The organism is Flavobacterium flavipallidum, assembly GCF_038289905.1.
Lineage (GTDB): Bacteria > Bacteroidota > Bacteroidia > Flavobacteriales > Flavobacteriaceae > Flavobacterium > Flavobacterium flavipallidum.
This window is the reverse complement of record NZ_JBBYHU010000022.1, coordinates 25,773-51,683: the sequence shown is the minus strand read 5'-3', so window position 1 is coordinate 51,683 and position 25,911 is coordinate 25,773. Positions and strand designations below refer to the sequence as shown.

Genomic DNA, 25,911 nt, shown 5'->3' with positions numbered 1-25,911 from the left:
GCTATTTATTCTCTTATAATTAATACCGAAGAATTTCCTAGAGGCCAATTCACATCGGCATCAACAATGGATTTCCAACTTTCTAAACTAATCAATATTAAATCTTGTTGTTTAAAAAAAGCAGCATTCAATTCTTTATCTGAAATGATATTGATGTTATTAGGATACTTTTGTAACAAAACAGAAACGGCACTTTGCATCACAAAATTGTTTTTCAAAACGCCATTCATATCTAAAATATTGATACTTGAATTGTTGTTGAAAATCATTTTTTGCACATAATCAATCAAAATAGCATCGTCTGATTTTAATATAGGCACAAAAACCTGATTCAAAGTTTCGAAATCATTGTCTATTAAAATCCCCAGAGGTGTTTTGGTTTTAGCTACAATTTGTCTAGTACGTTCATCAAAAGGCGAATTTTCAAACAAACCTTCTTTTCCTTTGAACTTATCAATTAATCGGTCGGGATTAATAATTCGGGTGGTAAAACCAATAACTTTCCCTAACAAACTGCCTTCAAAAATAGACTTCCCTACTCCTACCAAAAGAAAATCGTAATCGCCATTATTAGCTACTTCGGCAATTTCAGTTTCGATATCATTGGTAACTCTAAAGACCGAAAGTAACTTCACTCCCAGATGATCTGATTCATCAAAAATAGGCTCAAAAGTTTCTCTTTCTATTTCTTCCATATTGAAAGAATGCAGTTCGTCACTTTGAGACAAATGCATTGCCGTAATTACCGTAGTCTTTTTTTGTTTTTTGGTTAAACTATTTGCCAATCGCAACAAAGCCTTTCCTTTTTCATTATTTCCAAAAGAAATCAGAATTCGATACTTATTTTCATCCACAACCTCAACCGATTCTGTTTCTCTTTTATTTTTAAAAATAAGATCTAGTAAATCTAAAGCCGGCCCAGTCATTAAAGTAGTAACCAAAGCCATGATAACCATCATCGTAAAAACTTCAGGAGTTAATACCTTAAGTTCTAAACCAATGTTCAGCACAATCAATTCCATTAAACCACGAGTATTCATTAAAGCGCCAATGGTCAAACTATCATGCCAGTTTTGGCCAACAAATCGCGCTGCCAAAGCACTTCCTAAAAACTTACCTACTACTGCTACAGCAATAATTCCCGCAGTTACTTTCCATAAATAGGCATCATTTATCAAGCCTACCTGCGTGTTCAAACCGGTAAAAACAAAAAACAGGGGCAATAATAATATCACCGAAACATCTTCTATTTTTTCGATAAAAATCATTCTGAATTTAGCAATATCCGGCATAATCGCTCCCATCATAAATCCACCAAAAAGAGCATGAATTCCAATAACCTCAGTAGCATAAGACGAAATAATTAGTAATAAAAAGAAGATAGCCATAACCGGTTTTCCAATATTCTCTTTTTCAGCATACAAATCACCAATGCGTTTTAGAAATGGTTTTACAATAAAAAGCATGGCCAAAACATACAGAAAAGCCAACGAAATGACGTAAAGTGAACCTACAAAATCCCCGGCTTTTACAATGGCAATTACCACTGCCAATAAACACCAGGCGGTAATATCATCGGCAGCAGCACAGGTAATTACGATGGCTCCTAATCGGGTTTTGTGAATTCCTCTTTCCTGTACGATTCGTGCCAAAACAGGAAAAGCCGTTATACTCATAGCAATTCCCATGAACAAACTGAAAGAAAGAAATTCAACCCCCTGAGGAGCAAACTGATTATAGACAAAATAAGAAAGTCCAATTCCCATTGCAAACGGGATAATGATACTGGCGTGACTAATTACAATGGCTTCACTAGCTTTGTTTTTCAAAACTTTTACATCCAGTTCCATCCCAATGACAAACATGAAAAGGATCAAACCTATCTGACTTAAAAATTTTAAATTCCCCAATGAGGCTGCCGGAAATAAAGCTGCCGAAAAATCAGGAAAATACATCCCTACTAATGAAGGTCCTAAAACAATTCCGGCGATGATTTCACCAATAACGGTAGGCTGACCAATTTTTTTAAAAAACCATCCAAAAACTCGAGCCGTTAAAATAATCATCACAATTTGTGCTAACAAGATAGCTAGAGGATCATTAAAATTATGCAACATCGAATGAACAAAATCAGTCCAGGAATCATTAGGTGAACTGACCACATTAGCTTTCTTTAATTGTAACAATTTTCCCTGACCAATAATCCAATAAATTAATACGGAGAAAAAACCTGTTACTCCAAAATAAAAAAATGTATTTCTGTATTTCTTTAAAACCATATAACAAAAATGTTAGTTCAAAAAACCCACACAAAGATGCTAAATTCTTTGCTAGTTTTTACATCTTCCAATTTTAACTTTTATGCAAATAAAATCAACACATTAAAAAAACTTAAAATTGATTTAAAATTTACAAATAAGCCTACCTCTTGGATAGGTTTTCACTAAATTTGCGGCCATTAAAAAGGAATTATGATCAAGTGGTTTAGTTTAGGATTCTGGGAATTAATTGCCCGTGTGGTCCTTCGAAATAAAATTTTAATGTTATCGATTATTGTTGCGATAACTGTTTTTCTAAGTATGCAATGGAAATATATCCATTTCACATTCACAGAAGCCAACATGTTACCAGAAGATAACATTGCTAACGTTGAATACAATGCGTTCTTAAACAAATTTGGCGAAGAAGGAAACCTAATTATCATAGGAGTAAAAGACAACAACTTTTTTACACCAAAAGCATTTAAAGCCTGGAACACTTTGATGAACAGCATCAAAGAAGACAAAGCAATTGATTTAGTTGTTTCAATAAATGACTTAAAAAAACTGCAAAAAAACGATTCTCTTCAAAAGTTTGAATTGATCCCTTTTGTTGAACAAAACAAAACAGCTAACAAAGCTTATCTTGAAAAAATCAAGAAAGAACTGTTTAATGACATGCCTTTTTATGAAGGTTTACTCTTTAACAAAAAATCGGGAAGTATTCGTTCGGCCATTTACATGGACAAGAAGATTGTAAATACCAAAGCCCGTAAAGATTATATTCTGGAAAAATTAGTTCCGGCAATTGAAAAGTTCGAAAAAGAAACCAACATCGATTTGCGTGTTTCGGGTATGCCATACATTCGAACTTTAAATGCCAAAACCATTACTGACGAAATCAGTCTTTTCATTGGCGCTTCATTATTAGTCACTTCATTATTGTTTTTCTTCTTTTTCAGAAGTTTCAGAGCTACTTTAATTTCGATGATTATTGTGATTATCGGTGTAATGTGGTCCTTTGGAGTTCTGGGATTAATGAACTACGAAATCACCGTTTTAACCGCTTTAGTACCATCATTAATTATTGTTATTGGGATTCCAAACTGTATTTTCCTGACTAACAAATACCATCAGGAATACAAAGTACACCGCAATAAAGTAAAAGCTTTGCAAAGGGTAACTACCAAAATTGGTATGGCAACCTTGATGACTAATGTGACTACAGCTATTGGATTTTTCACCTTTATTACTTCGAATAATAAATTGCTGATTGAATTTGGAAATGTAACCTCGATTAACATTTTGCTATTATTCCTTTTATGCATTATTGTTATTCCAATTTTCCACAGTTATATTCCTGCACCAAAAGACCGTCATATTGAACACCTAGACCGTGGATCAGTAAAAAATTTCATGGATTGGATTCTGCATAACGTAAAACACAACCGTTTTTCGATTTATGTAGTTGCGATTTCATTATTGGTTATCAGCATCATCGGAATTTACGAAATGCGTATTTCAGGAAGTTTGATTGAAGATATGCCTAAAAAAGAAGCATTCTTTCAGGATATTACTTTCTTCGAAAATGAATTTGACGGCGTTATGCCTTTGGAAATCATGATTGATACCAAACGTAAAAAAGGAGTAATGAAGCTCTCTACACTTCGAAGAATGGACGAATTAGAACAAGCTATTGATGAAATTCCGGAATTATCAAAACCAATTTCTATTGTCAATTTAGTCAAATATTCGAAGCAAGCCTATTACAACGGAAATCCCGAATATTACGATTTGCCTACTTCTCAGGAACAGGGATTCATTTTGTCTTACGCAAAAAATGCGACGAAAAATTCTAAAGAAAACCTGATGAAAAGTTATGTAGATTCGACTGGCCAATTTGCTCGAATTACCACTTTTATGCGTGATGATAATGGAGGAGCGATTCCTAAAATCGAAGCCGAAATTCGCAAAGAAGCGAATAAGATTTTCCCTCCGGACCGCTATAATGTGACCATTACCGGAAAAGCACTTGTTTTCCAAAAAGGAACGGGTTATTTATTAGACAATTTGCTATCATCACTGGTTTTTGCCTTTTTCTTAACAGCACTTTTAATCGGATTCATGTTCCGTTCGTTTAAGATGATTTTGGTTTCTATCATCCCCAATTTACTACCGTTGTTGTTAACTGCAGGATTAATGGGCTTTTTAGACATTCCGTTAAAACCCTCTACAATATTAGTATTCGGAATTGCGTTTGGACTTTCAGTTGACGACACCGTTCGCTTCCTGGCTCAATACCGAGAAGAGTTAAAGAAAAACAATTGGAAAATCCGTAAATCAGTTTATGCTACTTTTAACGATGCCGGATTGAGTATGTTTTATACTTCTATCGTATTGTTCTTTGGGTTTTCGGTATTTATGCTGTCGAGTTTTGGAGGAACCATCGCATTGGGAGGATTAATTTCGTTAACACTTTTATTCGGAATGTTATCTAACCTGATGTTACTACCTGCTTTGGTATTGACTTTAAACAAAACTTTGGCAAACGAACAAGAATTCATCGAACCAAAAATTGACATCATCGAACATAGCGATGAAGAAATTGATGCTTTGAAAAAAGAGAAAATTTTCTAAACTTTTCTAAAAAAGAAACAAAATGTTAATAGAACAACAAGTTACATTAGCCAATAAATACATCGATAAGACAATAGATTTTGGATTTGAATACGCTCCAAAACTAGCCGGCGGAATCATCGTTTTAGTAATTGGATTATGGTTTACTAAAATCGCTACGAAAGCCGTTGGTAAATCTTTAGAAAAATCTAAAATTGACCAATCACTGATTCCATTTTTAAAAAGTCTTACTAATATAGCTTTAAAAGCCTTAGTTTTCGTAACTGTCATGGGGATGATTGGTATCCAAATGACTTCTTTTGTAGCGATTTTGGGAGCTGCTGGTTTAGCTGTGGGTATGGCTTTATCGGGAACGTTACAAAATTTTGCCGGAGGCGTTATCATCTTAATTTTGAAGCCATTTAAAATAGGAGATACCATTGAAGCTCAGGGATTCGTAGGAACTGTAAAAGAGATTACCATTTTCTCCACCTTGCTTAATACTGCCGATAAAAAATTAGTAATTATACCTAACGGCCCCCTTTCAACAGGTGCATTAACCAATTTTTCTACTGAGCCCACTCGTAGAGTTGACTGGATTTTTGGAATTTCTCACGGTGATAATGTTGAAAATTTCAAAAAAGCCATTAATGACTTCATTGCTGAAGACAACCGAATCCTAAAAGAACCAGCTCCATTTATTGGATTAGCCTCTCTGGGGACTTCGGTTAATTTTACCGTAAGAGTATGGGTTAACGGAGCTGATTACTGGGGTGTTTTCTTTGACATGAATGAAAAAGTATATACCCGATTCCCTAATTACAACCTGAATATCCCTATCCCAACTACAGATAATCCCACTATTCCAAAAAAATAGAAAACTATTTCTAATCGATATAAAACTTCCTGCCTTTAAAAAGTGGGAAGTTTTTTGTTTTTAAAAAAGCTTTTTCTTACAAGTTGTTTTGAAAAATCAATATATTTGAAATAGCTTAAATTATAAACCAATTCTAAAATGACCAAAACTTTATCCTCTCTTCTCTTAGTAGTTTGCTTTATTTGTCACGCACAAAACACAACTAGTCAAGAAAAAACAAATAAAACGACCGAAAATGACTCTATATACATCTGTCCTTTTCCCAACAACTGTGGTTATTACAAAGGCGAATTTATATACGATGGAGTGACCAAAATAGCAAGCGGAAAAGGCAAAGCCAATTTTAAAGGCAATGTAGCCGAAGGAAACTGGAAAAACAATAGACTGGATGGAAACGGATCTTATGAAGTTAGAAATGGATTTAAATATAATGGCAATTTTAAAGAAGGCCATTTTTTCGGGAAAGGCGCAATAATTTATACTATAGGCAACAAATATATTGGCGAATGGAAAGACAGCAAATTCTTTGGACAAGGTGTTTTTTACACACCAGATGGCACTAGATATGTTGGCAAATGGAATTCTGGCATAGGTGATGACTTAGGATTTGTTATTTTTATTAAAAACGCAATGTATACTGGCACCAAATATAATGGTAAAGGAACCCGAATAAACCAAAATGGAGATGTTTATACAGGTGATTTTAAAGAGGGAAAACCAAATGGTCAAGGGACTAGAAAATACCCAAACGGAACCGTTTATACAGGCGATTTTAAAGAGGGAAAACCAAATGGTCAAGGGATAGAAACGTATAAAGATGGCCGGAAATACACTGGTCAATGGAAAGAAGGCAAATTAGATGGAAATGGTACACTTACAAATACTACAATAGGCTTTAGTTATAGCGGTGAATGGAAGAATGGAAAGCTTAACGGCAAAGGAACGTACATTGATCCAAAACAAAAATACATTGGGGAATTTAAAGATGACCAAATGTACGGACAAGGAACAATTTCATACGAAAACAAAGAAAAATATACCGGTGAATGGAAAGAAGGCTTTCGAGCAGGACTAGGAACCTACAACTGGCCTAATGGAGATACGTATACCGGTCATTTTGAAAAAAACAAACAACACGGTCAGGGAACGATGTTTTATGCCAATGGGGAAAAATTTACAGGCGAGTGGAAAGGCAGTAAAAAACACAACGGAATTCTTTATAAACAAGACGGAACGCAAAAATACAGTTATCGAGAGGGGAATTTAGTAGAATAACAACTACCACTTCATCAAAAAAACAGCATCTTTTTTTTAGAAACAAGAAAAGATTCCTAACAATAACAACAAATAGTTAATAGTTATCCTTCATACAATCATTTGTGGAAAAAAATCTTATTTTTACTAAAGACCATTGAGAAAATCAAATCAAATAATGACTTTCAAAACAAAGGTTTTTAAATTTAAAATACCACAAAGAATAAGATTATATGACTCATACCACTTCAGAAACAGAAAGATTGGCCGTTGCTAATAATTACAGAAATTGGAAAAAATGGGGTCCTTATCTTGCCGAAAGACAATGGGGAACTGTACGTGAAGATTACAGTGAACACGGTGAAGCTTGGGAATTTATTGACCATGACAAGGCGCGCAGTAATGCTTTTCGCTGGGGCGAGGAAGGCATTGGTGGATTTTGTGATTCCCGCGAAATATTGTGTCTGGCTCCGGCTTTTTGGAACGGCAAAGATCCTATCTTAAAAGAACGCCTATTTGGTTTAACCAATAATCAAGGAAATCACGGTGAAGATGTCAAAGAATTGTATTTTCATCAAGTTTCTACCCCTACTCACACTTATAATAAATACCTCTATAAATACCCGCAAAACGAATTTCCGTATAGCGACTTGGTCAATAACAACAGACGCAGCCGCGACGAAAACGAATTTGAAATTCTGGACAGCAACGCTTTTAAAGACAATGCCTATTTTGATTGTTATATCGAATACGCCAAAGCCGATATTGATGATATTTTGATGAAAGTAACTGTGGTAAACCGTGGAAATGAAAAAGCAAAAATCCATGTATTGCCACATTTTTGGTTTCGTAATTTCTGGAAACACAACAATCGCCATCCCCGACCAAATATGGAATCGGTAGCACATAATGCCATTCTTTCCAAAAGCAGCCGCATTGGTGATTTTTATTTTTACCATGAAAATGGCGAGCAGTTATTTTGTGAAAACGAAACCAATAACGAACGTATTTATGGATTTGCTAATGAATATGGATATGTCAAAGACGGTATCAACAACCACATTATCAACGGACAGCCTACCGTAAATCCTGAAAAAAAAGGCACAAAAACAGCTATTTGGCACCAATTAGAATTAAACCCGGGTGAAGAAAAAAGCATCCGTGTTCGTTTAACTAATAACTGGCTTGATAATCCCTGGCATGATTTTGACGCCATTTTTGACCAACGAAAAACAGAATGCGAAAATTTCTATAACGAGACCATCAACGAAAGAATACCTGAAGCCCATCGTGCCATTGCAAAAAGTGCATTTTCAGGTTTGTTGTGGACCAAGCAATTTTATTATTTCAACATCCACAAATGGCTCTTTGGCGGCAACGAAGAATCTCCGGCACACAGAACTAATCTGCGCAATTACAGCTGGCAACACCTTAATAATCGCCACGTAATTTCGATGCCCGACAAATGGGAATATCCTTGGTATGCCGCATGGGATTTGGCTTTTCACATGGCTTCTTTTGTCGAAATCGATCCTTTCTTTGCTAAACAACAACTACTTTTAGTATTGCAGGAAAGCTACATGCACCCTAACGGACAAATTCCAGCTTATGAATGGAATTTTAGCGATGTGAATCCTCCGGTGCATTCCTGGGCGGTGTGGACGGTTTACGAAAAAGATAAAAACCGAACTGGTGTAGCAGACACTGCTTTTCTGGAAAAAGCATTCTTAAAACTCACCATCAATTTTACTTGGTGGGTAAATCAAAAAGATACCAGCGGAACTGACTTGTTTGAAGGTGGATTTTTAGGACTGGACAACATTGGGGTTTTTGACCGCAATCATATGCCGGAAGGAATTAAGAAAATGCAACAGGCCGATGCAACAAGTTGGATGGCCATGTTTTCATTGAATATGTTGCGTATGTCGCTAGAACTGGCGAAAACCAACAAAATCTACGAAGAGGTTTCGGCTAAGTATTTCCGACACTTTTTAAATATTGCCTGGGCCATGCACCACATAGGTAAAAAAGACATTTCACTTTGGGACGACGAGGACAATTTTTATTATGATGTGGTTAAAATGTCTAACGGTAAATCAGAACGTTTAAGAGTACGCTCTTTAGTGGGTGTCATTCCTTTATTTGCAGTCGAAATCATGCATAAAGATTTATTCGATCAATTACAGGATTTTAGAAGAAGAGCGAATGAAATTATAAGAACCAGACCGGATCTTGCCTCCTTAATTTCTAATTTAGAAAAAGCCAATCAAGACGGAAACTTCTTGTTTTCTATCATGCGCGGTTTTAGATTAGAACATCTTTTAATTCGCTTATTAGACGAAAATGAGTTTTTATCTGAATTCGGAATTCGTTCGCTTTCTAAATTCCATAAAGACCATCCGTTTGTATTTAACGGTTCGCATCAAATTCAGTACGAACCAGGAGAAAGCCGTTCGAATATGTTTGGAGGAAACTCTAACTGGCGCGGCCCAATCTGGATGCCGTTGAATTATATGATTATTCAGTCGTTGCGTAAATATTATACTTTTTATGGGCCAACATACATCTACGAATTCCCAACGGGTTCCGGCAACAAACTAAACCTGAATGAAATTGCCAACGAACTAACGAAACGTTTAATCAAACTTTTTGAAAGAAATGGAGAAGGTAAATTCCAATACCATTCGGATGATTGCGAAATGCATTTTGCCAAAAATGAACATTTTAAAAACGAACACCTATTCTATGAATTTTTTGATGGCGATACCGGAAAAGGTCTTGGTGCTTCCCATCAAACCGGATGGACGGCACTAATTGCTAATTTGATTTTGGAATTAGAGAAGAATAGTTAAAATTTCATTTCCATAATACTTAAAATCCCGTCTCGTTTTTAGGAATGAGACAGGATTTTTTTGTTTTTTCACAGGACTATTTTTATATATTTGAAAAAAAACTTCGCATGTAAATCTAAATAAAAACGGACAGCAAAAGATTTATTTCGTTTACATATGAATTAGCGGCAACACAAAATGACGACGATACAAAAAATAATTACAATGGGAATAATAACCGGACTGCTTGGGCTGTTTGGATGTAACAGTAAAACCAATGCAGATAAAAAAAACTCTAAACCAACATTTGAAGAACAATTTGAAACCTTTAAACAACTTGGATTTACTTTAAATCAAGGTATAGACACATCTGATATCAATCGTTGGAAAAACAAACACAAAGAATTTGAAGACCAACCATATCATTTAATGTATCAAACTCTCGGTTCGACAATTGAAAGAGAACCTTGGACACCATTAACAAATAAATGTTGGGACTTTGACCTTGAAGCAATTGAAGACCATGGAGCATATGTTGACATTATGAAAAATATTTCAAGAATAACTAATGGAGAATTATTATTTGAGAATATTGAAGACTATGTTAACATCGAAGAAGGTAAAGCTTGGGTTTCTTTCACTTGCAAAGGCGACAGCTATAAATGGGAATTAAAAGTTGACAACGACTGGGCAGACGGTGGAATATTTGATAAAGTACAAACCTTGGCAGATAAATATAAAACAAAGGGGCGATTTACATTTTTCAATACTGGAGGACAAGACTTTGTGCTTGGCTATTACACTTCAGAAGAACTTGAAAAAATTAGACAAGCAACAGGACTTGAAATAGTATGGCTAAAAGCGAAAGGACAAATTCATTAACGAAACAGAGATGTGTAGCCGCTAACAAAAGTCAGCCGACAATTGGCGGTATTGTCTAGTCTTTTAGGTTCACCAACTGCTGCTTGACTACATCGAGTACCTAATTAAATTAAAAAGAAAAATCGTAGCGTTTGCAACTCAAATATTCAGTCTGTACTCATAAATAGGAGTTTATAAAAATACTTGATGAGATTCCTCCTTCTTCGGAATGACAAGTTTGTGGACAAACTGTTGGGGATAACTACAAAACGCTAATACTTGTATTTTCCTTCACTGAAATGGTAAGTTTGTGGATTAGTAATCATTGTGATATTTCGCATAACACGCATTTTGTCATTCCGACGTAGGAGGAATCTCCGCAAAGAAATTAACCTAAAACTAATTAGCCAATGCAATTTCAAGAAGGTTATCATACGTATTATATTTACATCATTACAAACAAAGCCAAAACAGTTTTATACACTGGTGTAACAAATCATCTAAAAATTAGATTACAACAGCATACCGAAAACATAGAATCGGATAATAAAACTTTTGCATCAAAATACCATGTTCATTATTTATTGTATTTCGAAAAATTCACTTGGATTCAGGAAGCTATTGCCAGAGAAAAAGAAATTAAAGGTTGGCGTAGAGAAAAGAAAATCAATTTAATAAAAACAATAAACCCAAATTTAGAATTTCTTAATTCCTTATTTGAATAGATTTTGATTGTGAAGATTCCTTCTTCGCCGGAAAGACAACTTTGGGGTTACCATACTTTAAAACATTTCTTTTTCAAATTAAATATTCCGTACCTACGGTACTCCAAAAAATTACCGTCAATTGTGGATGGATTAAAATCCATTTTTTGATGATAAACGATAATTCCACTATTCCCTAGCCCCGATAATAGTGAAAATCCTTTTATGCCGGGGTTCGGCACAAAAGATTGTAACGGATAGCGAGAAATACCTCCTAAAAAATAACTTCAAAAGATTTATATTTGCATGTAGAACGTGAGACTATTTTAAATCAACGCTACCCAAAATGAGACACACAAAAGTTAAAGACTTACTAAACAGTACCACAACCCTTGCTGAAGTGAATACAAAAGGCTGGGTGCGCACTTTTAGAAACAATCAATTTATTGCTTTGAATGATGGTTCGACCATCAACAACATACAATGTGTGGTTGATTTTGAAAATACTCCGGACGAAACGCTAAAAAAGATTACTACCGGAGCGGCAATTTCGGTAACCGGAAGTTTGGTAGAAAGCAAAGGAGCCGGTCAGAAATATGAAATCAAGGTTTCTGAATTAGAAATCCTTGGAGATTCTGATGCTGAGAAATTCCCAATGCAACCTAAAAAACATTCCTTAGAATTTTTACGTGAAAATGCACACCTTAGAGTAAGAACTAATGCTTTTGGAGCAATTATGAGAGTACGTTCAGTATTATCATTTGCAGTGCACAGCTATTTTCAACAAAAAGGATTTGTGTATGTCAACACACCTATTATCACAGGTGCCGATGCTGAAGGTGCCGGCGAAATGTTTCAGGTGACTTCGCTGCCGTTAGACAATTTGCCAAAAAACGAAGACGGAAACATTGATTACAAAAAAGATTTCTTTGGAAAACATACTAACTTAACGGTTTCAGGACAGCTGGAAGGAGAAACTTTTGCCATGGCTTTGGGACAGATTTATACTTTTGGACCAACGTTTAGAGCAGAAAACTCAAATACTTCGCGCCATTTGGCTGAATTCTGGATGATTGAACCTGAGGTGGCTTTCAATGATTTGAATGACAATATGGATTTGGCCGAAGATTTTATTCGCTATGTAATCAAATATGCTTTAGACCATTGCGCTGATGATTTGAAATTTCTAGAAAGCCGACTCCTAGAAGAAGAAAAATCAAAACCACAAGCCGAAAGAAGCGAAATGACTTTGCTTGAAAAATTGAATTTTGTTTTAGAAAACAATTTCAAACGCATTTCTTATACCGAAGCCATCGATATTTTGAGAAATTCGACTCCAAACAAAAAGAAAAAATTTCAATACAGCATTGACGAATGGGGCGCCGATTTACAAAGTGAACACGAGCGTTATCTGGTAGAAAAGCATTTCAAATGTCCCGTAATCCTGTTTGATTATCCGGCTAAAATAAAAGCGTTCTATATGCGTTTAAACGAAGACGGAAAAACCGTTCGCGCCATGGACATCCTTTTCCCTGGAATTGGTGAAATTGTAGGAGGCTCACAAAGAGAGGAACGCTTTGAAGTTTTAGTCGAAAAAATGAAAGCCTTAGGAATTAGTGAAGAAGAATTATGGTGGTACCTTGATACCCGAAGATTTGGTAGTGCGGTTCACTCCGGTTTCGGACTAGGGTTTGAAAGACTGGTATTATTTGTAACGGGGATGACTAATATTCGTGATGTAATTCCGTTCCCTAGAACACCAATGAATGCTGAATTCTAGGAAGAAGTTATACGTTATTTGTTAAAAGTTAAGCGGGAAAATTTCGCTATTAAAAATAAAAAAAGTTAGATGTTAGAAGTTATGAATGAAGCAAGTCTAAACTCATAACCCATAACTCATAACCCATAACCAGAAATATGCTTAAGCAATTTTTAAATTTAAAATTATCCCAAAAATTATCTCCACAGCAAATCCAGCTGATGAAGTTAATTCAATTGCCTACGCAGGCTTTTGAACAACGTCTTTTAGAAGAAATGAATGAAAATCCGGCGCTGGAATCCGGAAAAGAAGAAGAGGAATACGAAAAAGACGAGTTTGAAAACGATGATTATGATGATTACGATGACTCCGAAAGTATTGATGCCGATGATATTAATATTGACGAATATCTAAGCGACGACGACACTCCGGATTATAAAACACAAGCGAATAATTACAGCGACGACGATGAATCGCGCGAATCGCCATTGGCAGCTCCAATTAGTTTTCATCAGGATTTAATCAATCAATTGAATACTTTTATCTTAGACGATCACGAAAGAGAAATTGCTGAATTCCTAGTGGGCAGCATTGACGATATGGGCTATATACGCCGAAGTATTCCTGACATGGTAGATGATATGGCGTTTACTCAGGGAATTTATACCGATGAATACATGGTAGAACGTATGCTACATGTTATTCATGAATTAGAACCTTCTGGTGTGGGCGCACGTGATTTACAAGAATGTTTGTTATTGCAACTAAAACATAAAACCCCTACAGAATCGGTTGATTTAGCCGCTGATATTATCGAAAACCAATTTGATGCTTTTACCAAAAAACATTACGACAAACTGATTCAGAAATACAGTATTTCGAATGAACAGCTTAAAAAAGCGATTTACGAAATAGAAAAACTAAATCCTAAACCAGGTGGAGGTTTTACCGGAAATAATAAAATTACCGAAAATGTAGTTCCTGATTTTGCCATCCGAATTATAGACAACGAACTGGAACTTACCTTAAATGGGAGAAATGCTCCTTCGTTGCATGTTTCTAAGGATTATCAGGAAATGTTGCAAACCTATAAAGATTCTCGTGATAAATCAGGCGCTCAAAAAGAAGCAGTGCAATTCATCAAACAAAAATTGGATTCGGCCAAATGGTTTATTGATGCTATTAGACAACGTCAGGAAACACTGTTTATAACCATGAATGCTATCATGCATTATCAGGAAGAATATTTCTTAGATGGCGATGAAACCAAATTAAAACCCATGATTCTGAAAGACATTGCAGATATTGTTGGGCTTGATATTTCAACGGTTTCCCGTGTGGCCAACAGTAAATATGTAGAAACGCCTTATGGCACTAAACTGATAAAGGAATTTTTCTCGGAAGCGATGAAAAACGATCAGGGAGAAGATGTTTCGACTTTGGAAATCAAAAAAATATTGCAAAATGTTATTGAGGAAGAAGACAAGAAAAAACCGCTTCCGGATGATCAACTTGCCGAAATTCTCAAAGAAAAAGGTTATCCTATTGCCCGAAGAACCATAGCTAAATACCGTGAGCAATTGGATATTCCTGTGGCGAGGATGAGAAAGAAAATCTAACAAAATTATAGCAAAGAAAAAGGACGATTCAAATTTGAATCAGCCTTTTTCTTTATACAAAAAAATGCTTTTTATTCTTGTTTACCATCAATGATGGCTCCGGTTCCGGCACCTACACCAGCACCCGCCAAACCACCAATAATAGCTCCTTCACCTTTCTTCTTGCTGATAATAGCTCCAGTAGCCGCACCTACACCCGCACCAATTACAGCACCTTTAGCAGTATTACTCCATTTCTTTTTTGCAGGAGCTGGCGCCTGATTATTTACAACAACCACTTCTTTCTCTTTAGCAGCTTGTTGTTTTTCCATTTCTATTTTCATAGAATCGATAGCTTTTTGCTTCACCATTTCCATTTTCATAGAATCTATGCTAGCTTGTTTCATTGAATCAATACTCGCCTTACTTTCATCCATTACTCCCGCTTTATCTGCTTTCTTGCAGGAAATAATCATTAAAGAAACTAACAATACATAAAAATATTTCATGACTTTATAATTTAATAAGTTACTACTATACAAAGATACTAACAAGACTCACTACCATTAATTATATCATTTTCTTAATTTCTTATAAAATTTTAGTTTCAACAAAATTTATTCCTGCTGATTTTTTTGCATTGCATCAAAATAAGCCGCACGGCTCAAAGGTTCGTATTCTTCTGTTTCGCCTAATAAAACCAATTTATCATTTGCCGCTTTTCTAAAACTATAATGCGCCAGATTTCCGGTTCTCGTACAAACAGCATGTACTTTGGTCACATATTCGGCGGTAGCCATTAATGCCGGCATTGGGCCAAAAGGATTTCCTTTAAAATCCATATCTAATCCTGCCACAATAACACGAATACCCTGATTAGCTAAATCATTACAAACTGTTACAATTTCGTCATCAAAAAACTGTGCTTCATCAATCCCAACTACGTCACAGCCCTGAGCCAAAATTGCAATATTAGCCGCAGCAGGAACCGGTGTAGAACGAATTTCGTTAGCATCATGTGAAACCACCATATCCTGATGGTATCGGGTATCTACTTCAGGTTTAAAAATTTCTACTTTTTGTTTGGCAAATTGTGCTCTTTTTAATCTACGTATCAATTCTTCTGTTTTGCCCGAAAACATGGAACCGCAAATTACTTCAATCCAACCAAATTGCTCTTTATGATTTACTGTATTTTCGAGAAACATTTTGTATTTTTCTAACTTAAAAAATGAATAGTTTTTATTACTTTGTGTACACAAAATCGGCTTAAGATTTCATACTTTTACACTTTCTCAAAAGTAGAAAATTTTTAGCAATTCAAAGATTCATAACTGCTTTATTAAAAAGCAATCGTACAAATCTTTACTTGTTTTGTAAACTAAATGACATTCGCCAAAATACATACTATAATTTAACTATTATGAAAAAAAGATTAGAAGCCGATTTAATTAGCATTGCGCACCGAATTTTACAACTAAAAGATAAATCCGACATCAATCAATTGTATTTGGAAACCCAAAAACTATATGAAAAACTAGCTGTTTTAAGATTCATAGAAGAGAACTATGCTGATGTAAAACCTACAATTGGAAGTTATAGTGAAATTGAAAAAGATATCGAAAACATCTACAATAAAGAAGAAGCCTCTTTGCCAATTGAAACCCAAACAACTCAAGATACAACTGTAATCGAAGAAACTCCGGAAGAAATTCAGGAACCAATTGCAACTGAAACTCCTGAAGCTCCAATCGAAACAGAAAGTCCTGACGATGAAATTCCTTCGGAAGAAATAATTGCTCTCGAAGAAGCTGAATTAGAATCAGAAAATAACGATATTGAATTTGAGGAACAAGAACCTGAAATAGAAGCCGAAGAAGAAATTCAAGAAGAAATCGAAGAAAAAGCTACCGAGGAAGTGGTAGAAATCCCTGCTTTCAAAGCTGCTTTTGAACTTACTCAGGAACCAGAAGAAACTAAGAAACCTGAACCATTACAAATTTCATTTGAGGAATTATTAGGTTTAGATTATAGCGAACCTGATTTTGTTAAAGTAGATGAAATTCCGGTTGCTTCAACAAAGGAAATTGTTTTTGAAGCACCAAAAACCGAAGAAACTCCAATTGAAAAAGCAGTTGAAACTGCCGAAAAAACAGCTCCAAAAGCAACTACTTTAAATGATAAATTTTCGAAAGGAATCGAAATTGACTTAAACGACCGAATTGCTTTTGTAAAACATCTTTTTGGTAACAGCAATGAAGATTACAATCGTGTGATGAGCCAGTTAATCACATTTGATAATTTTTACGAAACCAAAAGTTTCATTGACGATATGGTAAAACCGGATTACAATAACTGGCAAGGAAAGGAAGAATACGAAGATCGTTTTATGGAAATAATTGAAAAAAAATTCCTTTAAAAACAGTCTAGAACATCTAGTTTATGCCAAAATTATATATCGTTCCAACGCCCATAGGTAATCTCGAAGACATGACATTCAGAGCCATTAGGATTCTGAAAGAAGTCGATTTGATTCTTGCCGAAGATACCCGTACCAGCGGAAAACTCTTGAAGCATTTTGAGATTAGCACGCACATGCACAGTCATCACATGCACAATGAGCACAAAACAATTGAAAATCTGATTTCGAGGCTAAAAGCGGGTGAAAACATTGCATTGATTTCAGATGCCGGAACACCAGCCATATCTGATCCCGGTTTTTTACTAACCCGTGCTTGTGTTGAAAACGGAATTGCTGTGGAATGTCTTCCTGGCGCAACAGCTTTTGTTCCAGCATTAGTCAACAGCGGTTTGCCTAACGATAAATTTGTTTTTGAAGGTTTTTTACCTGAAAAAAAAGGACGTCAAACCCGTTATTTAGAATTAGCCGAAGAAACCAGAACAATGATTTTATACGTTTCTCCGCATAAATTAGTTAAAACACTGGCTGAATTTGTGACTTATTTTGGTGAAGACCGCCAGATATGTGTTTCCCGAGAACTCTCTAAACTTCACGAAGAAAATCGAAGAGGAACCGTCAAAGAAGTTTTGGCACATTTTGAAAAAACAGCTCCACGTGGTGAAATTGTAGTGGTAGTTGCCGGAAAACCAATTGTAAAAGAAGCCAAGAAAAATAAATTTCAAAAAGACGAAGAATAGAAACAAAGCCACAGATTTAAAGGATTAACACAGATAAAATTTTTTTCAATTTCTGACAATAAATAAAATTTCAAAAACTAAAATTAAGTCACCTATTACAAAGATTAACAAAGTACAAAATCCTTAAAATCTTTCTAATCTGTGGCAAAAACATTAAATACAACCCATGAATATCCAAACTTTCTTAGAAAAACTAAAACAAACACCAGAATCAATAACATTTCCCGAAACTATTGAAGTAATCGAAGCCAACTACGATTTTACCCCAACAGCTTTCCAAAACGGGAATACACATAACGCTGCCGGAACCAATTCAGGTTCTTGTAAATTATTTGCTTTTGCACAATTACAAAACTTATCTCAGGATGAAACATTGGCTTGTTTTGGTGCTTTTTACCGCGACGAAGTTTTAGGCGACCCTGAAGGAACCAACCACCAAAATATCAGAAATTTTATGGTTCACGGCTGGAACGGGATACAGTTTGAAGGAACAGCTTTAGAATTAAAATAAAAATATATTAGATTTCAGAATGTAGCTTTTAAATTGCTACATTTTAAAATCTATCCCGATAGCTATCGGAACCAAAATCTAAAATCAAATGCGTTGGACTCTTAAACCCAAACCGTCAGAAGACAAAATCAAACATTTAGCACAAGCCTTAAATGTTGACAATTTTGTGGCACAGTTATTAGTACAACGCGGAATTGAAACTTTTGAAGAGGCTAAACATTTTTTTCGCCCTTCTCTAGAGCATTTACATGATCCATATTTGATGAAAGATATGGATAAAGCTGTTGCCCGCATTGAAAAAGCCATCGAAAATCAGGAGCGTATCCTTGTTTTTGGCGATTATGATGTAGATGGAACGACGGCTGTTTCCTTAGTTTCTTCATATCTAAAAAGTTTTTATCCTGATATAGCCACCTATATTCCGGATCGTTATGACGAAGGTTATGGTGTTTCCTATAAAGGAATTGACTTTGCCGATGATAACGAATTTACATTAATTATTGCGCTGGATTGCGGTATTAAATCGATTGATCATGTGGCCTACGCCAAAGAACGAAATATCGATTTCATCATCTGCGACCACCACCGTCCGGGAGATACTTTACCTGAAGCCGTTGCGGTTCTTGACCCTAAAAGAAACGATTGTTCTTATCCTTATGATGAATTATGCGGTTGCGGAGTAGGTTTCAAATTAATCCAGGCCTTAGGTACTAATCGAGGAGAAAGCATTGAAGATTTAGTTCCGTATCTCGATTTAGTAGCTACTGCGATCGCAGCTGATATTGTACCTATTACTGGAGAAAACCGAGTATTGGCTTATTTTGGTTTACAAGTCATCAACAACAATCCAAGACCGGGAATCAAAGCATTGGTTCACCAAATCAAAAAACAAAAATTAGACATTACTGATGTTGTTTTTATCATAGCTCCCAGAATCAATGCCGCAGGACGTATTAAACATGGAAATCATGCAGTAAAATTACTTAGCGAATTTGATTTTGAACAGGCACAACAATTTGCTTCAGAAATCGAGCAATACAATGCTGACCGAAAAGATTTAGACAAACAAATTACCAAAGAGGCATTTCAACAAATCGAAAAAAATCAGGAGCAAGAGCGTTTTACAACCGTAGTTTATCAAGAAGACTGGCACAAAGGTGTCATAGGAATTGTGGCTTCCCGATTAATCGAAACCTACTATCGTCCTACTTTGGTTTTCACCAAAAGCGGAGATAAATATGCCGCTTCGGCCCGTTCAGTAAAAGGATTTGATGTTTATAATGCCTTAGAAGCCTGCTCGGAACATTTGGAACAATTTGGCGGACATATGTATGCAGCTGGAATGACGTTGAAAGCTGAAAATTATGACGCTTTCAAAGAAGCTTTCGAGGCACAGGTTCAAAAAACCATCCACCCCGAACAACTTATTCCTGAAATTGAGATTGATGCCGAAATTAATTTTTCGGATATCACACCTAAACTTTGCAGAATCTTAAAACAGTTCGAACCCTTTGGTCCTATGAATATGACACCTGTTTTTTTAAGCAAAAATGTTATTGACACTGGCTATGCTAAAAGATTAGGTCAGGGAGAAGAACATTTGAAACTGTTTGTAAAACAGCCCCATAGTCCTGAAATAGCTGGTGTAGCTGCGATAGGTTTTGGCTTAGGCAATAAAATAAACTTAACCACCGATCAAAAACCATTTCAGATTGCTTACTGCATTGATGAAAACGAATGGAATGGTACTGTTTCTATACAATTACGACTTAAAAGTATTCAGTAATGACTTCAAAAAAAACAGATAAAAAAGATCCTTACGCAGCCTTGCGATACAAAGAATTCAACACCTTTTTATTTCTTCGCTTTGCCATGGTTTTTGCCTGGTCCATGCAATTTATAGTCATCGAATGGGAAGTTTACAGCATTACTAAAGATGCGCTATCATTAGGAATTATTGGTTTAATGGAAGTGATTCCGGCCGTATCACTAGCCTTATTTGCCGGACATATTGTAGATCAAAAAGAGAAAAAAGCTTTGTTGATGAAATGTATTTTTGGATTCTCAGTGATTAGTTTTGGACTATTCCTTTTGACATGGCCAGCAGTAGTGGAGGGATTTTCAAAACAAATCATTTTATACAGCATTTATTTTCTAGTATTTTTAGGGGGATTAGTGAGAGCATTCCTTGGACCAACTATCTTTTCACTGATGTCATTAATAGTTCCTAAAAAAGTTTATCCTAATGCAGCCACCTGGAGCAGTACTGTATGGCAAATTGGTTCAGTAGTAGGTCCAGCTGTTGCAGGATTTTCCATCACACTGATGGGAGTGCATTGGTCTTTGTGCTTGGTTTTTGCCTGTTCCGTAATGGCACTGTTAGCTTTATCACAAATTAGCAAAAAACCAATTCTCAATACTAAAATTGGAGAACCGGTAATGCAAAGCTTAGGAGAAGGAATCAAATTTGTATTTAACAATAAAACCGTTTTAGGAGCAATAACACTGGATATGGTTGCGGTGCTTTTTGGTGGTGCTGTGGCTTTATTACCTGTTTTTGCACAAGATATCTTAAAAGTAGGACCGGAAGGTTTTGGTTTTCTAAGAGCCGCTCCAGCTGTTGGTGCTTTCCTGACTATGCTGATTACAGCCTATGTTCCTTTAAGTAAAAATGCAGGAATAAAATTGCTTGGAGCTATTTTTGGATTTGGAGTTTGCATCATCATTTTCGGTTTATCTACATTTTTCTGGGTTTCACTTTTAGCACTATTTTTCAGTGGAGTTTTCGACGGTATTTCGGTGGTAATTCGTCAAACTATCTTACACATTAAAACACCCGACAACATGCGAGGAAGAGTTTCGGCTGTAAACTCAATGTTTGTAGGTTCTTCAAATGAATTAGGTGCATTCGAAAGTGGATTAACAGCCCGATTGATGGGAACTGTTACTGCAGTAGTTTTTGGCGGAAGCATGACACTATTAGTTGTGATAACAACTGGACTTATCTCACCAACTTTTAGAAAACTTGATTTGACAAAAGACATTGAAGAACACGAGAAAGACGAAAATAATTAAAATAAATTTTAACCCTATAGTAAACCAACCGATTTACTCTTGAGTACTTTCGAATCATTATAAAAAATATGAGCTTTAAAACATCAATTAATCAAGTAAGAAGAAACATCACCCATAGTCTAACGAAAAATATTGGCGCTACTAAATTAAATAGTAATGTCAAAGCAGATTTTAAAAATGTATTAATCAATCGTCCCAATCATAGACTTGGAAATTTACTTCTTATCACTCCATTAGTTCAGGAAATCAACAATACTTTTCCGAATTGCAAAATTGATATTTTTATAAAAGGAGGTTTAGGACCTATCGTATTTAAAAACTACCCATCTGTAGAAAATTTCATTGTTTTACCTCGAAAACCATTTAATGAATTAATCAATTATATTAAAGTTTGGTTTAAAATAAAACAAAAGAAATACGACTTAGTAATTAATATCGACAAGGGTTCCTCATCAGGACGTTTGTCTACACAATTTGCTAATGCTGATTTTAAATTCTTTGGAGAGTTAAATGAGGAAATTGTTCAAAATCATTCCGACTACAAACACATGGCAAAATATCCTATTTATGAGTTTCGTCATTATTTGAATCAACTTGGATTTCAAAATCTGCAAAAAGAAATTCCAACAATTAATATCAAACTAAGCGATCAGGAACTTCAGGATGCTAAAGAAATATTAGACCAAATTGTTCCAAATAACAAAAAAACCATTTCCATTTTTACTTTTGCAACTGGCGCAAAATGCTACAGCCCTAAATGGTGGAATCCGGTTTATGAAAAATTAACTACTACTTTCCCTGATTATAATATCGTGGAAGTTTTACCTGTAGAAAATGTTTCTCAAATAAACTTTAAAGCACCATCTTTTTACAGTAAAGACGTTCGTGAAATAGCGGCATTTATAGCTAATACTGAAGTTTTCATTGGTGCCGACAGTGGAATTATGCACCTGGCTTGTGCTTCACAAACTCCGGTTTTAGGATTATTTTCGGTAACAATACCTGAAAAATACGAACCTTATGGTAACAATAGTATCGCTATTGACACTAACAAAACCGACCTTGACTCGATGATAGCAATGGTCAAAAATCAGCTAAGAGGATAGTTTTTTAACGCAATTTTCTAATTTAATTATTTAGAATTATTATAAATAATGATTATATTTGTTTCAAACATCAAAATGTTATGGAACAAATACATCAAATCTACCTCAATAGTATAGGAATTGCTTTTTATTGGGAAAAAAAAGAAGGAATCATTCCGGAGAGAGTTCAACTTATCATTAAGGAAATCGGATTGTTTTTTAACCTCAATGAATTGAAAGATTTTAATTTTCTAATTATTGAAAGTATAAACAAAAACAGCTGTTGTGAAGATTGCACGTTAAAAAATTGGAATTGCAAATTTCTTTTAAAAACACCGTTATATCCACTTGATTTATCTGTTTCAATAAGTGAATTAAAACAAATACAGGATTTAATAAACGGAACAATTTTTAAAATCGAAATGGAAAAATACCTTTGGGGAGAGGGGCAAAATTAATTTTCGAAAGTTTTAATTTCAAAATTTTCACCGTCAAAAACACCATAAGTAAAATAAGAAATCCAATCTCCTAAATTTACATAATCAGAATTTGGTCCCACAGGATGAATCATAGGCAAATGGCGGTGGCCAAAAACCAAATAATTATAATGTTTAGTTTCTAATTTTCGTTTGGCATACAAAATTAGCCATTCGTTGTCTTCGCCTAAAAATTTCACATCAGATTCTCCTGAAATCAGTTTATTTTTAACCGAAAGATATTGTGCTAAGCGAACTCCTACATCAGGATGCAACCATCTAAAAAGCCATTTGGAAAAAGGATTCGTAAACACTTTTTTCATGCGTTTATAACCCAAATCACCGGGACCTTTTCCATCGCCATGACCAATTAAAAAAGTTTTTCCGTTAAAGGTAAACTCTTGATTATCGTGATAAACGGGAATATTTAATTCTTTCTCAAAATAATCCTCCATCCACAAATCGTGATTTCCAACAAAGAAATAAATTGGAATTCCGCTGTCGCGAATTTCAGCCAATTTGCCTAAAACACGAACAAAACCCTTAGGTATAACAGTTTTATATTCAAACCAGAAATCAAATAAATCCCCTAAAAGAAAAATTGCTTCTGCATCTTTTTTAACCTCATCAAGCCAGGCGACGAATTTTTGTTCGCGAGGAAAACTCAATTCGGCTGTAGGAGCACCAAAATGTTGGTCGGATGCAAAATAGATTTTTTTCATCAAGGTGTTGTCGTTTGGTTTTTGGAACTTAAAACTTGGAGTTTTTACAAATTATCACTAGCAAACCATTCTGCAAAAGAGGAATCTGTTTCTTGTAATTTTAATGAAAAAAGGTCTATTCCTTGTGGCAATCTGCTTTTAATTCTTTGTGCAAAATCAATAACCATATTCTCAGAAGTAGGTTGATAATCAACCAGAATTACGTGATGACCGCGATTTTGCAATTCTTTTGCCAACTCAATATGCGGTGTAGTTTCGTTGAAAACCGTAGCGTGATCAAACTGATCAACAACCTCTTCTTTGACGATTTTTTTTAAATCACCAAAATCGATAACCATCCCAAATTTGACATCATTACGATTCGTAATAGGAGAACCAATAACGGTTACAGACAATTTATAACTATGACCATGTACATTTTTACATTTTCCGTCATAGCCGTAAAGCGCATGACCGGTTTCGAAACTAAATTGTTTTGTAATTCTGATTTTACTCATCGTAGTTTTATTTTGACCGCAAATTTACAAATTAATAACTGTTTAAATAATAAATTCCAAATAAAGAAAAATTCCAAATCCCAATAATTTTGAATTTCATCTTGGAATTTGGAATTTAAAATATTGAAGTTTAATTTTTTATTTCTTAAACTGTTCCAAGGCTTTTCTGGTAAAATCAGACAACACTAATTGACCCGATATTGCAGCACGCTCTAACAATAAAGTATCCCAATGACCAGTACCTTCCCAGATAACTTTTTTCATCTCATTCAAAGCCTGCGGATTATAGGAGGCTAATTTAGTGGAGAAATCAACAATAGCGTTATCCAACAATACAGCATTTTCGAAAACCTCAGCATACAAACCTTTTTGTTTTGCCCATGAAGCCGACTTCCATTCTTGCGGATTTAAGGTCATTTCAATCATTGCCGTTTTACCAATTTTTCTAGAAACTGCAGGTTCAATTACAAATGGCCCTATTCCGATGGCTAATTCCGATAATTTAACAGCGGCATTTTCGGTTGCAAAAACATAATCACAGGCAGCTGCAATTCCCACTCCTCCTCCTACTGCTTTACCGTGAATACGTCCTATAACCAACTTAGAACAAGAACGCATGGCATTAATTAAATGAGCAAAACCGGAAAAAAAAGCCAATCCTTCTTCCTCATTTGAAACTGCTAACAACTCATCAAAAGATGCTCCTGCACAAAAAGCGGCAGTTCCATGACTCTTTAAAACGATTAGATTAACCTCATCATTAAAACTTAATTGACTAATTTCATTAGTTAATAAATCCAATAAAGAACGGGGGAAAGAGTTACTTGCCGGATGCCCAAATTCGACCGTAGCAATTTTATTTTTGATAAATATATTTACTGAACCTTTAGCGTCTTGCATATTCATTTTAGCGTAGATTATCAGGTAAAGTTAAAAATATTCGTTTGAATCAATACTTTTTTCAAAAGTTGTTTTTTGAATACTATAAAATATTATATTTGCCCCAGCTACGGGGGATTAGCTCATTTGGCTAGAGCGCTACGCTGGCAGCGTAGAGGCGACCGGTTCGAATCCGGTATTCTCCACAAAAAAAGCCTGTAAATAAATTTTACAGGCTTTTTCTTTTTTATACATTCGTTGTATTATTTCGCAACACAATCAACAGTTGAAAATTTATACTTTACATTTTCAAAATCTATTGGTTCACCTTTAACAAAATAAGTGGCTCCCATCGAAGTTTCCATTTTACCATTACCTAAAACCAATAAACTATCTTTTTTCAAAAATGCCATTGGATTTTTATAGGTCACTTTTTCATTTCCTTCATCAATAAAAGTGTAACTAACTAACAAGGTATCACCATGATATTCTCCATAAATTTCTCCTATTTTTTTAGGATTAGCAAACATTTTCATCACCAAATCCCCTGATACTTTTCCGCTTTTTAGTGTATTCACTTTTAAATCGATAGTATCATTCTCATACATAGCTTTGTAGCAGGTCGAACTTACTACTATTTCTTCTTTTTCTTTAGCAGCCTTAGCGTTTTTTTCGCTTTGATCGTTTTTACAACTTTCTAAACAAATACAGGCCAACAATAAACAAAACAAGCCGGAAATTCTCATAAT

Annotated in this window: 22 protein-coding genes and 1 tRNA gene; 16 read left to right on the top strand and 7 right to left on the bottom strand. The window is 35.1% G+C overall.

Annotated elements, in window-relative coordinates; translation table 11 throughout:
• Nucleotides 1-5: 5 nt before the first annotated feature.
• Nucleotides 6-2,279: a cation:proton antiporter domain-containing protein gene (locus AAEO59_RS11110; protein WP_341700812.1), complete on the bottom strand. Its 2,274-nt coding sequence runs from the start codon at nt 2,277-2,279 to the stop codon at nt 6-8.
• Nucleotides 2,280-2,471: 192 nt separating this feature from the next.
• Here AAEO59_RS11110 and AAEO59_RS11105 point away from each other — a divergent pair, with 192 nt between their 5' ends.
• The 8 genes from AAEO59_RS11105 to rpoN all read left to right on the top strand — a co-directional run bounded on the left by AAEO59_RS11105 (nt 2,472) and on the right by rpoN (nt 14,779).
• Nucleotides 2,472-4,895 carry an efflux RND transporter permease subunit gene (locus AAEO59_RS11105; protein ID WP_341700811.1) on the top strand — a complete coding sequence of 808 codons (2,424 nt, stop codon included), beginning with the start codon at nt 2,472-2,474 and terminating at the stop codon, nt 4,893-4,895.
• Between the two features lie 22 nt (nt 4,896-4,917).
• Nucleotides 4,918-5,751 carry a mechanosensitive ion channel family protein gene (locus AAEO59_RS11100; RefSeq protein WP_341700810.1) on the top strand — a complete coding sequence of 278 codons (834 nt, stop codon included), beginning with the start codon at nt 4,918-4,920 and terminating at the stop codon, nt 5,749-5,751.
• A gap of 138 nt (nt 5,752-5,889) precedes the next feature.
• On the top strand, nt 5,890-7,026 hold the full coding sequence (locus AAEO59_RS11095) for an MORN repeat-containing protein (RefSeq protein WP_341700809.1): 1,137 nt from the start codon (nt 5,890-5,892) through the stop codon (nt 7,024-7,026).
• A 212-nt stretch (nt 7,027-7,238) separates the two neighbouring features.
• Nucleotides 7,239-9,857, top strand: coding sequence for an MGH1-like glycoside hydrolase domain-containing protein (locus AAEO59_RS11090; protein WP_341700808.1), 2,619 nt, complete (start codon nt 7,239-7,241; stop codon nt 9,855-9,857).
• A gap of 204 nt (nt 9,858-10,061) precedes the next feature.
• Nucleotides 10,062-10,718, top strand: coding sequence for a hypothetical protein (locus tag AAEO59_RS11085; RefSeq protein ID WP_341700807.1), 657 nt, complete (start codon nt 10,062-10,064; stop codon nt 10,716-10,718).
• Between the two features lie 389 nt (nt 10,719-11,107).
• On the top strand, nt 11,108-11,422 hold the full coding sequence (locus AAEO59_RS11080) for a GIY-YIG nuclease family protein (protein WP_341700806.1): 315 nt from the start codon (nt 11,108-11,110) through the stop codon (nt 11,420-11,422).
• A 325-nt stretch (nt 11,423-11,747) separates the two neighbouring features.
• Complete coding sequence (gene asnS, locus AAEO59_RS11075) at nt 11,748-13,181, top strand: asparagine--tRNA ligase (RefSeq protein ID WP_341700805.1); 1,434 nt, start codon at nt 11,748-11,750, stop codon at nt 13,179-13,181.
• A 137-nt stretch (nt 13,182-13,318) separates the two neighbouring features.
• On the top strand, nt 13,319-14,779 hold the full coding sequence (gene rpoN, locus AAEO59_RS11070; RefSeq protein WP_341700804.1) for an RNA polymerase factor sigma-54: 1,461 nt from the start codon (nt 13,319-13,321) through the stop codon (nt 14,777-14,779).
• Between the two features lie 71 nt (nt 14,780-14,850).
• On the opposite strand, the gene AAEO59_RS11065 is transcribed toward rpoN, so the two are convergent.
• Entirely contained in the window at nt 14,851-15,267 is a 417-nt protein-coding gene (locus AAEO59_RS11065) for a YMGG-like glycine zipper-containing protein (RefSeq protein ID WP_341700803.1), read from the bottom strand.
• 108 nt (nt 15,268-15,375) lie between these two features.
• Nucleotides 15,376-15,966 carry a thymidine kinase gene (locus AAEO59_RS11060; RefSeq protein ID WP_341700802.1) on the bottom strand — a complete coding sequence of 197 codons (591 nt, stop codon included), beginning with the start codon at nt 15,964-15,966 and terminating at the stop codon, nt 15,376-15,378.
• Between the two features lie 215 nt (nt 15,967-16,181).
• Between AAEO59_RS11060 and AAEO59_RS11055 the strand changes: the two genes are divergently transcribed.
• The 7 genes from AAEO59_RS11055 to AAEO59_RS11025 all read left to right on the top strand — a co-directional run bounded on the left by AAEO59_RS11055 (nt 16,182) and on the right by AAEO59_RS11025 (nt 23,046).
• Nucleotides 16,182-17,177: a hypothetical protein gene (locus tag AAEO59_RS11055; protein WP_341700801.1), complete on the top strand. Its 996-nt coding sequence runs from the start codon at nt 16,182-16,184 to the stop codon at nt 17,175-17,177.
• Between the two features lie 23 nt (nt 17,178-17,200).
• The gene (gene rsmI, locus AAEO59_RS11050) at nt 17,201-17,917 is read left to right on the top strand and encodes a 16S rRNA (cytidine(1402)-2'-O)-methyltransferase (protein ID WP_341700800.1); all 717 of its coding nucleotides are present in this window, start codon (nt 17,201-17,203) and stop codon (nt 17,915-17,917) included.
• A gap of 166 nt (nt 17,918-18,083) precedes the next feature.
• A complete protein-coding gene (locus AAEO59_RS11045; protein WP_341700799.1) occupies nt 18,084-18,428 on the top strand; it encodes a HopJ type III effector protein in 345 nt (114 codons plus the stop codon).
• A gap of 88 nt (nt 18,429-18,516) precedes the next feature.
• Nucleotides 18,517-20,214, top strand: a complete 1,698-nt coding sequence (recJ, locus tag AAEO59_RS11040) for a single-stranded-DNA-specific exonuclease RecJ (protein ID WP_341700798.1) — start codon at nt 18,517-18,519, stop codon at nt 20,212-20,214.
• Nucleotides 20,214-21,503, top strand: coding sequence for an MFS transporter (locus AAEO59_RS11035; RefSeq protein WP_341700797.1), 1,290 nt, complete (start codon nt 20,214-20,216; stop codon nt 21,501-21,503). The genes recJ and AAEO59_RS11035 overlap by 1 nt, the downstream gene beginning before the upstream one ends.
• Before the next feature lie 68 nt (nt 21,504-21,571).
• A complete protein-coding gene (locus tag AAEO59_RS11030) occupies nt 21,572-22,609 on the top strand; it encodes a glycosyltransferase family 9 protein (RefSeq protein WP_341700796.1) in 1,038 nt (345 codons plus the stop codon).
• Between the two features lie 80 nt (nt 22,610-22,689).
• Nucleotides 22,690-23,046, top strand: a complete 357-nt coding sequence (locus tag AAEO59_RS11025; RefSeq protein ID WP_341700795.1) for a hypothetical protein — start codon at nt 22,690-22,692, stop codon at nt 23,044-23,046.
• Here the strand turns inward: AAEO59_RS11025 and AAEO59_RS11020 are convergent.
• The 3 genes from AAEO59_RS11020 to AAEO59_RS11010 all read right to left on the bottom strand — a co-directional run bounded on the left by AAEO59_RS11020 (nt 23,043) and on the right by AAEO59_RS11010 (nt 25,189).
• Nucleotides 23,043-23,786 (bottom strand): UDP-2,3-diacylglucosamine diphosphatase, encoded by a 744-nt coding sequence (locus AAEO59_RS11020; RefSeq protein WP_341700794.1) that lies wholly within the window; start codon nt 23,784-23,786, stop codon nt 23,043-23,045. The genes AAEO59_RS11025 and AAEO59_RS11020 overlap by 4 nt on opposite strands.
• A 44-nt stretch (nt 23,787-23,830) precedes the next feature.
• Nucleotides 23,831-24,283, bottom strand: coding sequence for a 6-pyruvoyl trahydropterin synthase family protein (locus AAEO59_RS11015; protein ID WP_341700793.1), 453 nt, complete (start codon nt 24,281-24,283; stop codon nt 23,831-23,833).
• Nucleotides 24,284-24,421: 138 nt separating this feature from the next.
• A complete protein-coding gene (locus tag AAEO59_RS11010) occupies nt 24,422-25,189 on the bottom strand; it encodes an enoyl-CoA hydratase/isomerase family protein (RefSeq protein ID WP_341700792.1) in 768 nt (255 codons plus the stop codon).
• A gap of 105 nt (nt 25,190-25,294) precedes the next feature.
• Here AAEO59_RS11010 and AAEO59_RS11005 point away from each other — a divergent pair.
• Nucleotides 25,295-25,368, top strand: a tRNA-Ala gene (locus AAEO59_RS11005).
• Nucleotides 25,369-25,425: 57 nt separating this feature from the next.
• Here the strand turns inward: AAEO59_RS11005 and AAEO59_RS11000 are convergent.
• Nucleotides 25,426-25,908, bottom strand: a complete 483-nt coding sequence (locus AAEO59_RS11000; protein WP_341700791.1) for a hypothetical protein — start codon at nt 25,906-25,908, stop codon at nt 25,426-25,428.
• Nucleotides 25,909-25,911 lie beyond the last annotated feature (3 nt).

Coding starts and splice junctions, on each gene's coding strand:
- AAEO59_RS11110 (WP_341700812.1), bottom strand. CDS start 2,279: ATGGTTTTAAAGAAATACAGAAATACATTTTTTTATTTTGGAGTAACA.
- AAEO59_RS11105 (WP_341700811.1), top strand. CDS start 2,472: ATGATCAAGTGGTTTAGTTTAGGATTCTGGGAATTAATTGCCCGTGTG.
- AAEO59_RS11100 (WP_341700810.1), top strand. CDS start 4,918: ATGTTAATAGAACAACAAGTTACATTAGCCAATAAATACATCGATAAG.
- AAEO59_RS11095 (WP_341700809.1), top strand. CDS start 5,890: ATGACCAAAACTTTATCCTCTCTTCTCTTAGTAGTTTGCTTTATTTGT.
- AAEO59_RS11090 (WP_341700808.1), top strand. CDS start 7,239: ATGACTCATACCACTTCAGAAACAGAAAGATTGGCCGTTGCTAATAAT.
- AAEO59_RS11085 (WP_341700807.1), top strand. CDS start 10,062: ATGGGAATAATAACCGGACTGCTTGGGCTGTTTGGATGTAACAGTAAA.
- AAEO59_RS11080 (WP_341700806.1), top strand. CDS start 11,108: ATGCAATTTCAAGAAGGTTATCATACGTATTATATTTACATCATTACA.
- asnS (WP_341700805.1), top strand. CDS start 11,748: ATGAGACACACAAAAGTTAAAGACTTACTAAACAGTACCACAACCCTT.
- rpoN (WP_341700804.1), top strand. CDS start 13,319: ATGCTTAAGCAATTTTTAAATTTAAAATTATCCCAAAAATTATCTCCA.
- AAEO59_RS11065 (WP_341700803.1), bottom strand. CDS start 15,267: ATGAAATATTTTTATGTATTGTTAGTTTCTTTAATGATTATTTCCTGC.
- AAEO59_RS11060 (WP_341700802.1), bottom strand. CDS start 15,966: ATGTTTCTCGAAAATACAGTAAATCATAAAGAGCAATTTGGTTGGATT.
- AAEO59_RS11055 (WP_341700801.1), top strand. CDS start 16,182: ATGAAAAAAAGATTAGAAGCCGATTTAATTAGCATTGCGCACCGAATT.
- rsmI (WP_341700800.1), top strand. CDS start 17,201: ATGCCAAAATTATATATCGTTCCAACGCCCATAGGTAATCTCGAAGAC.
- AAEO59_RS11045 (WP_341700799.1), top strand. CDS start 18,084: ATGAATATCCAAACTTTCTTAGAAAAACTAAAACAAACACCAGAATCA.
- recJ (WP_341700798.1), top strand. CDS start 18,517: ATGCGTTGGACTCTTAAACCCAAACCGTCAGAAGACAAAATCAAACAT.
- AAEO59_RS11035 (WP_341700797.1), top strand. CDS start 20,214: ATGACTTCAAAAAAAACAGATAAAAAAGATCCTTACGCAGCCTTGCGA.
- AAEO59_RS11030 (WP_341700796.1), top strand. CDS start 21,572: ATGAGCTTTAAAACATCAATTAATCAAGTAAGAAGAAACATCACCCAT.
- AAEO59_RS11025 (WP_341700795.1), top strand. CDS start 22,690: ATGGAACAAATACATCAAATCTACCTCAATAGTATAGGAATTGCTTTT.
- AAEO59_RS11020 (WP_341700794.1), bottom strand. CDS start 23,786: ATGAAAAAAATCTATTTTGCATCCGACCAACATTTTGGTGCTCCTACA.
- AAEO59_RS11015 (WP_341700793.1), bottom strand. CDS start 24,283: ATGAGTAAAATCAGAATTACAAAACAATTTAGTTTCGAAACCGGTCAT.
- AAEO59_RS11010 (WP_341700792.1), bottom strand. CDS start 25,189: ATGAATATGCAAGACGCTAAAGGTTCAGTAAATATATTTATCAAAAAT.
- AAEO59_RS11000 (WP_341700791.1), bottom strand. CDS start 25,908: ATGAGAATTTCCGGCTTGTTTTGTTTATTGTTGGCCTGTATTTGTTTA.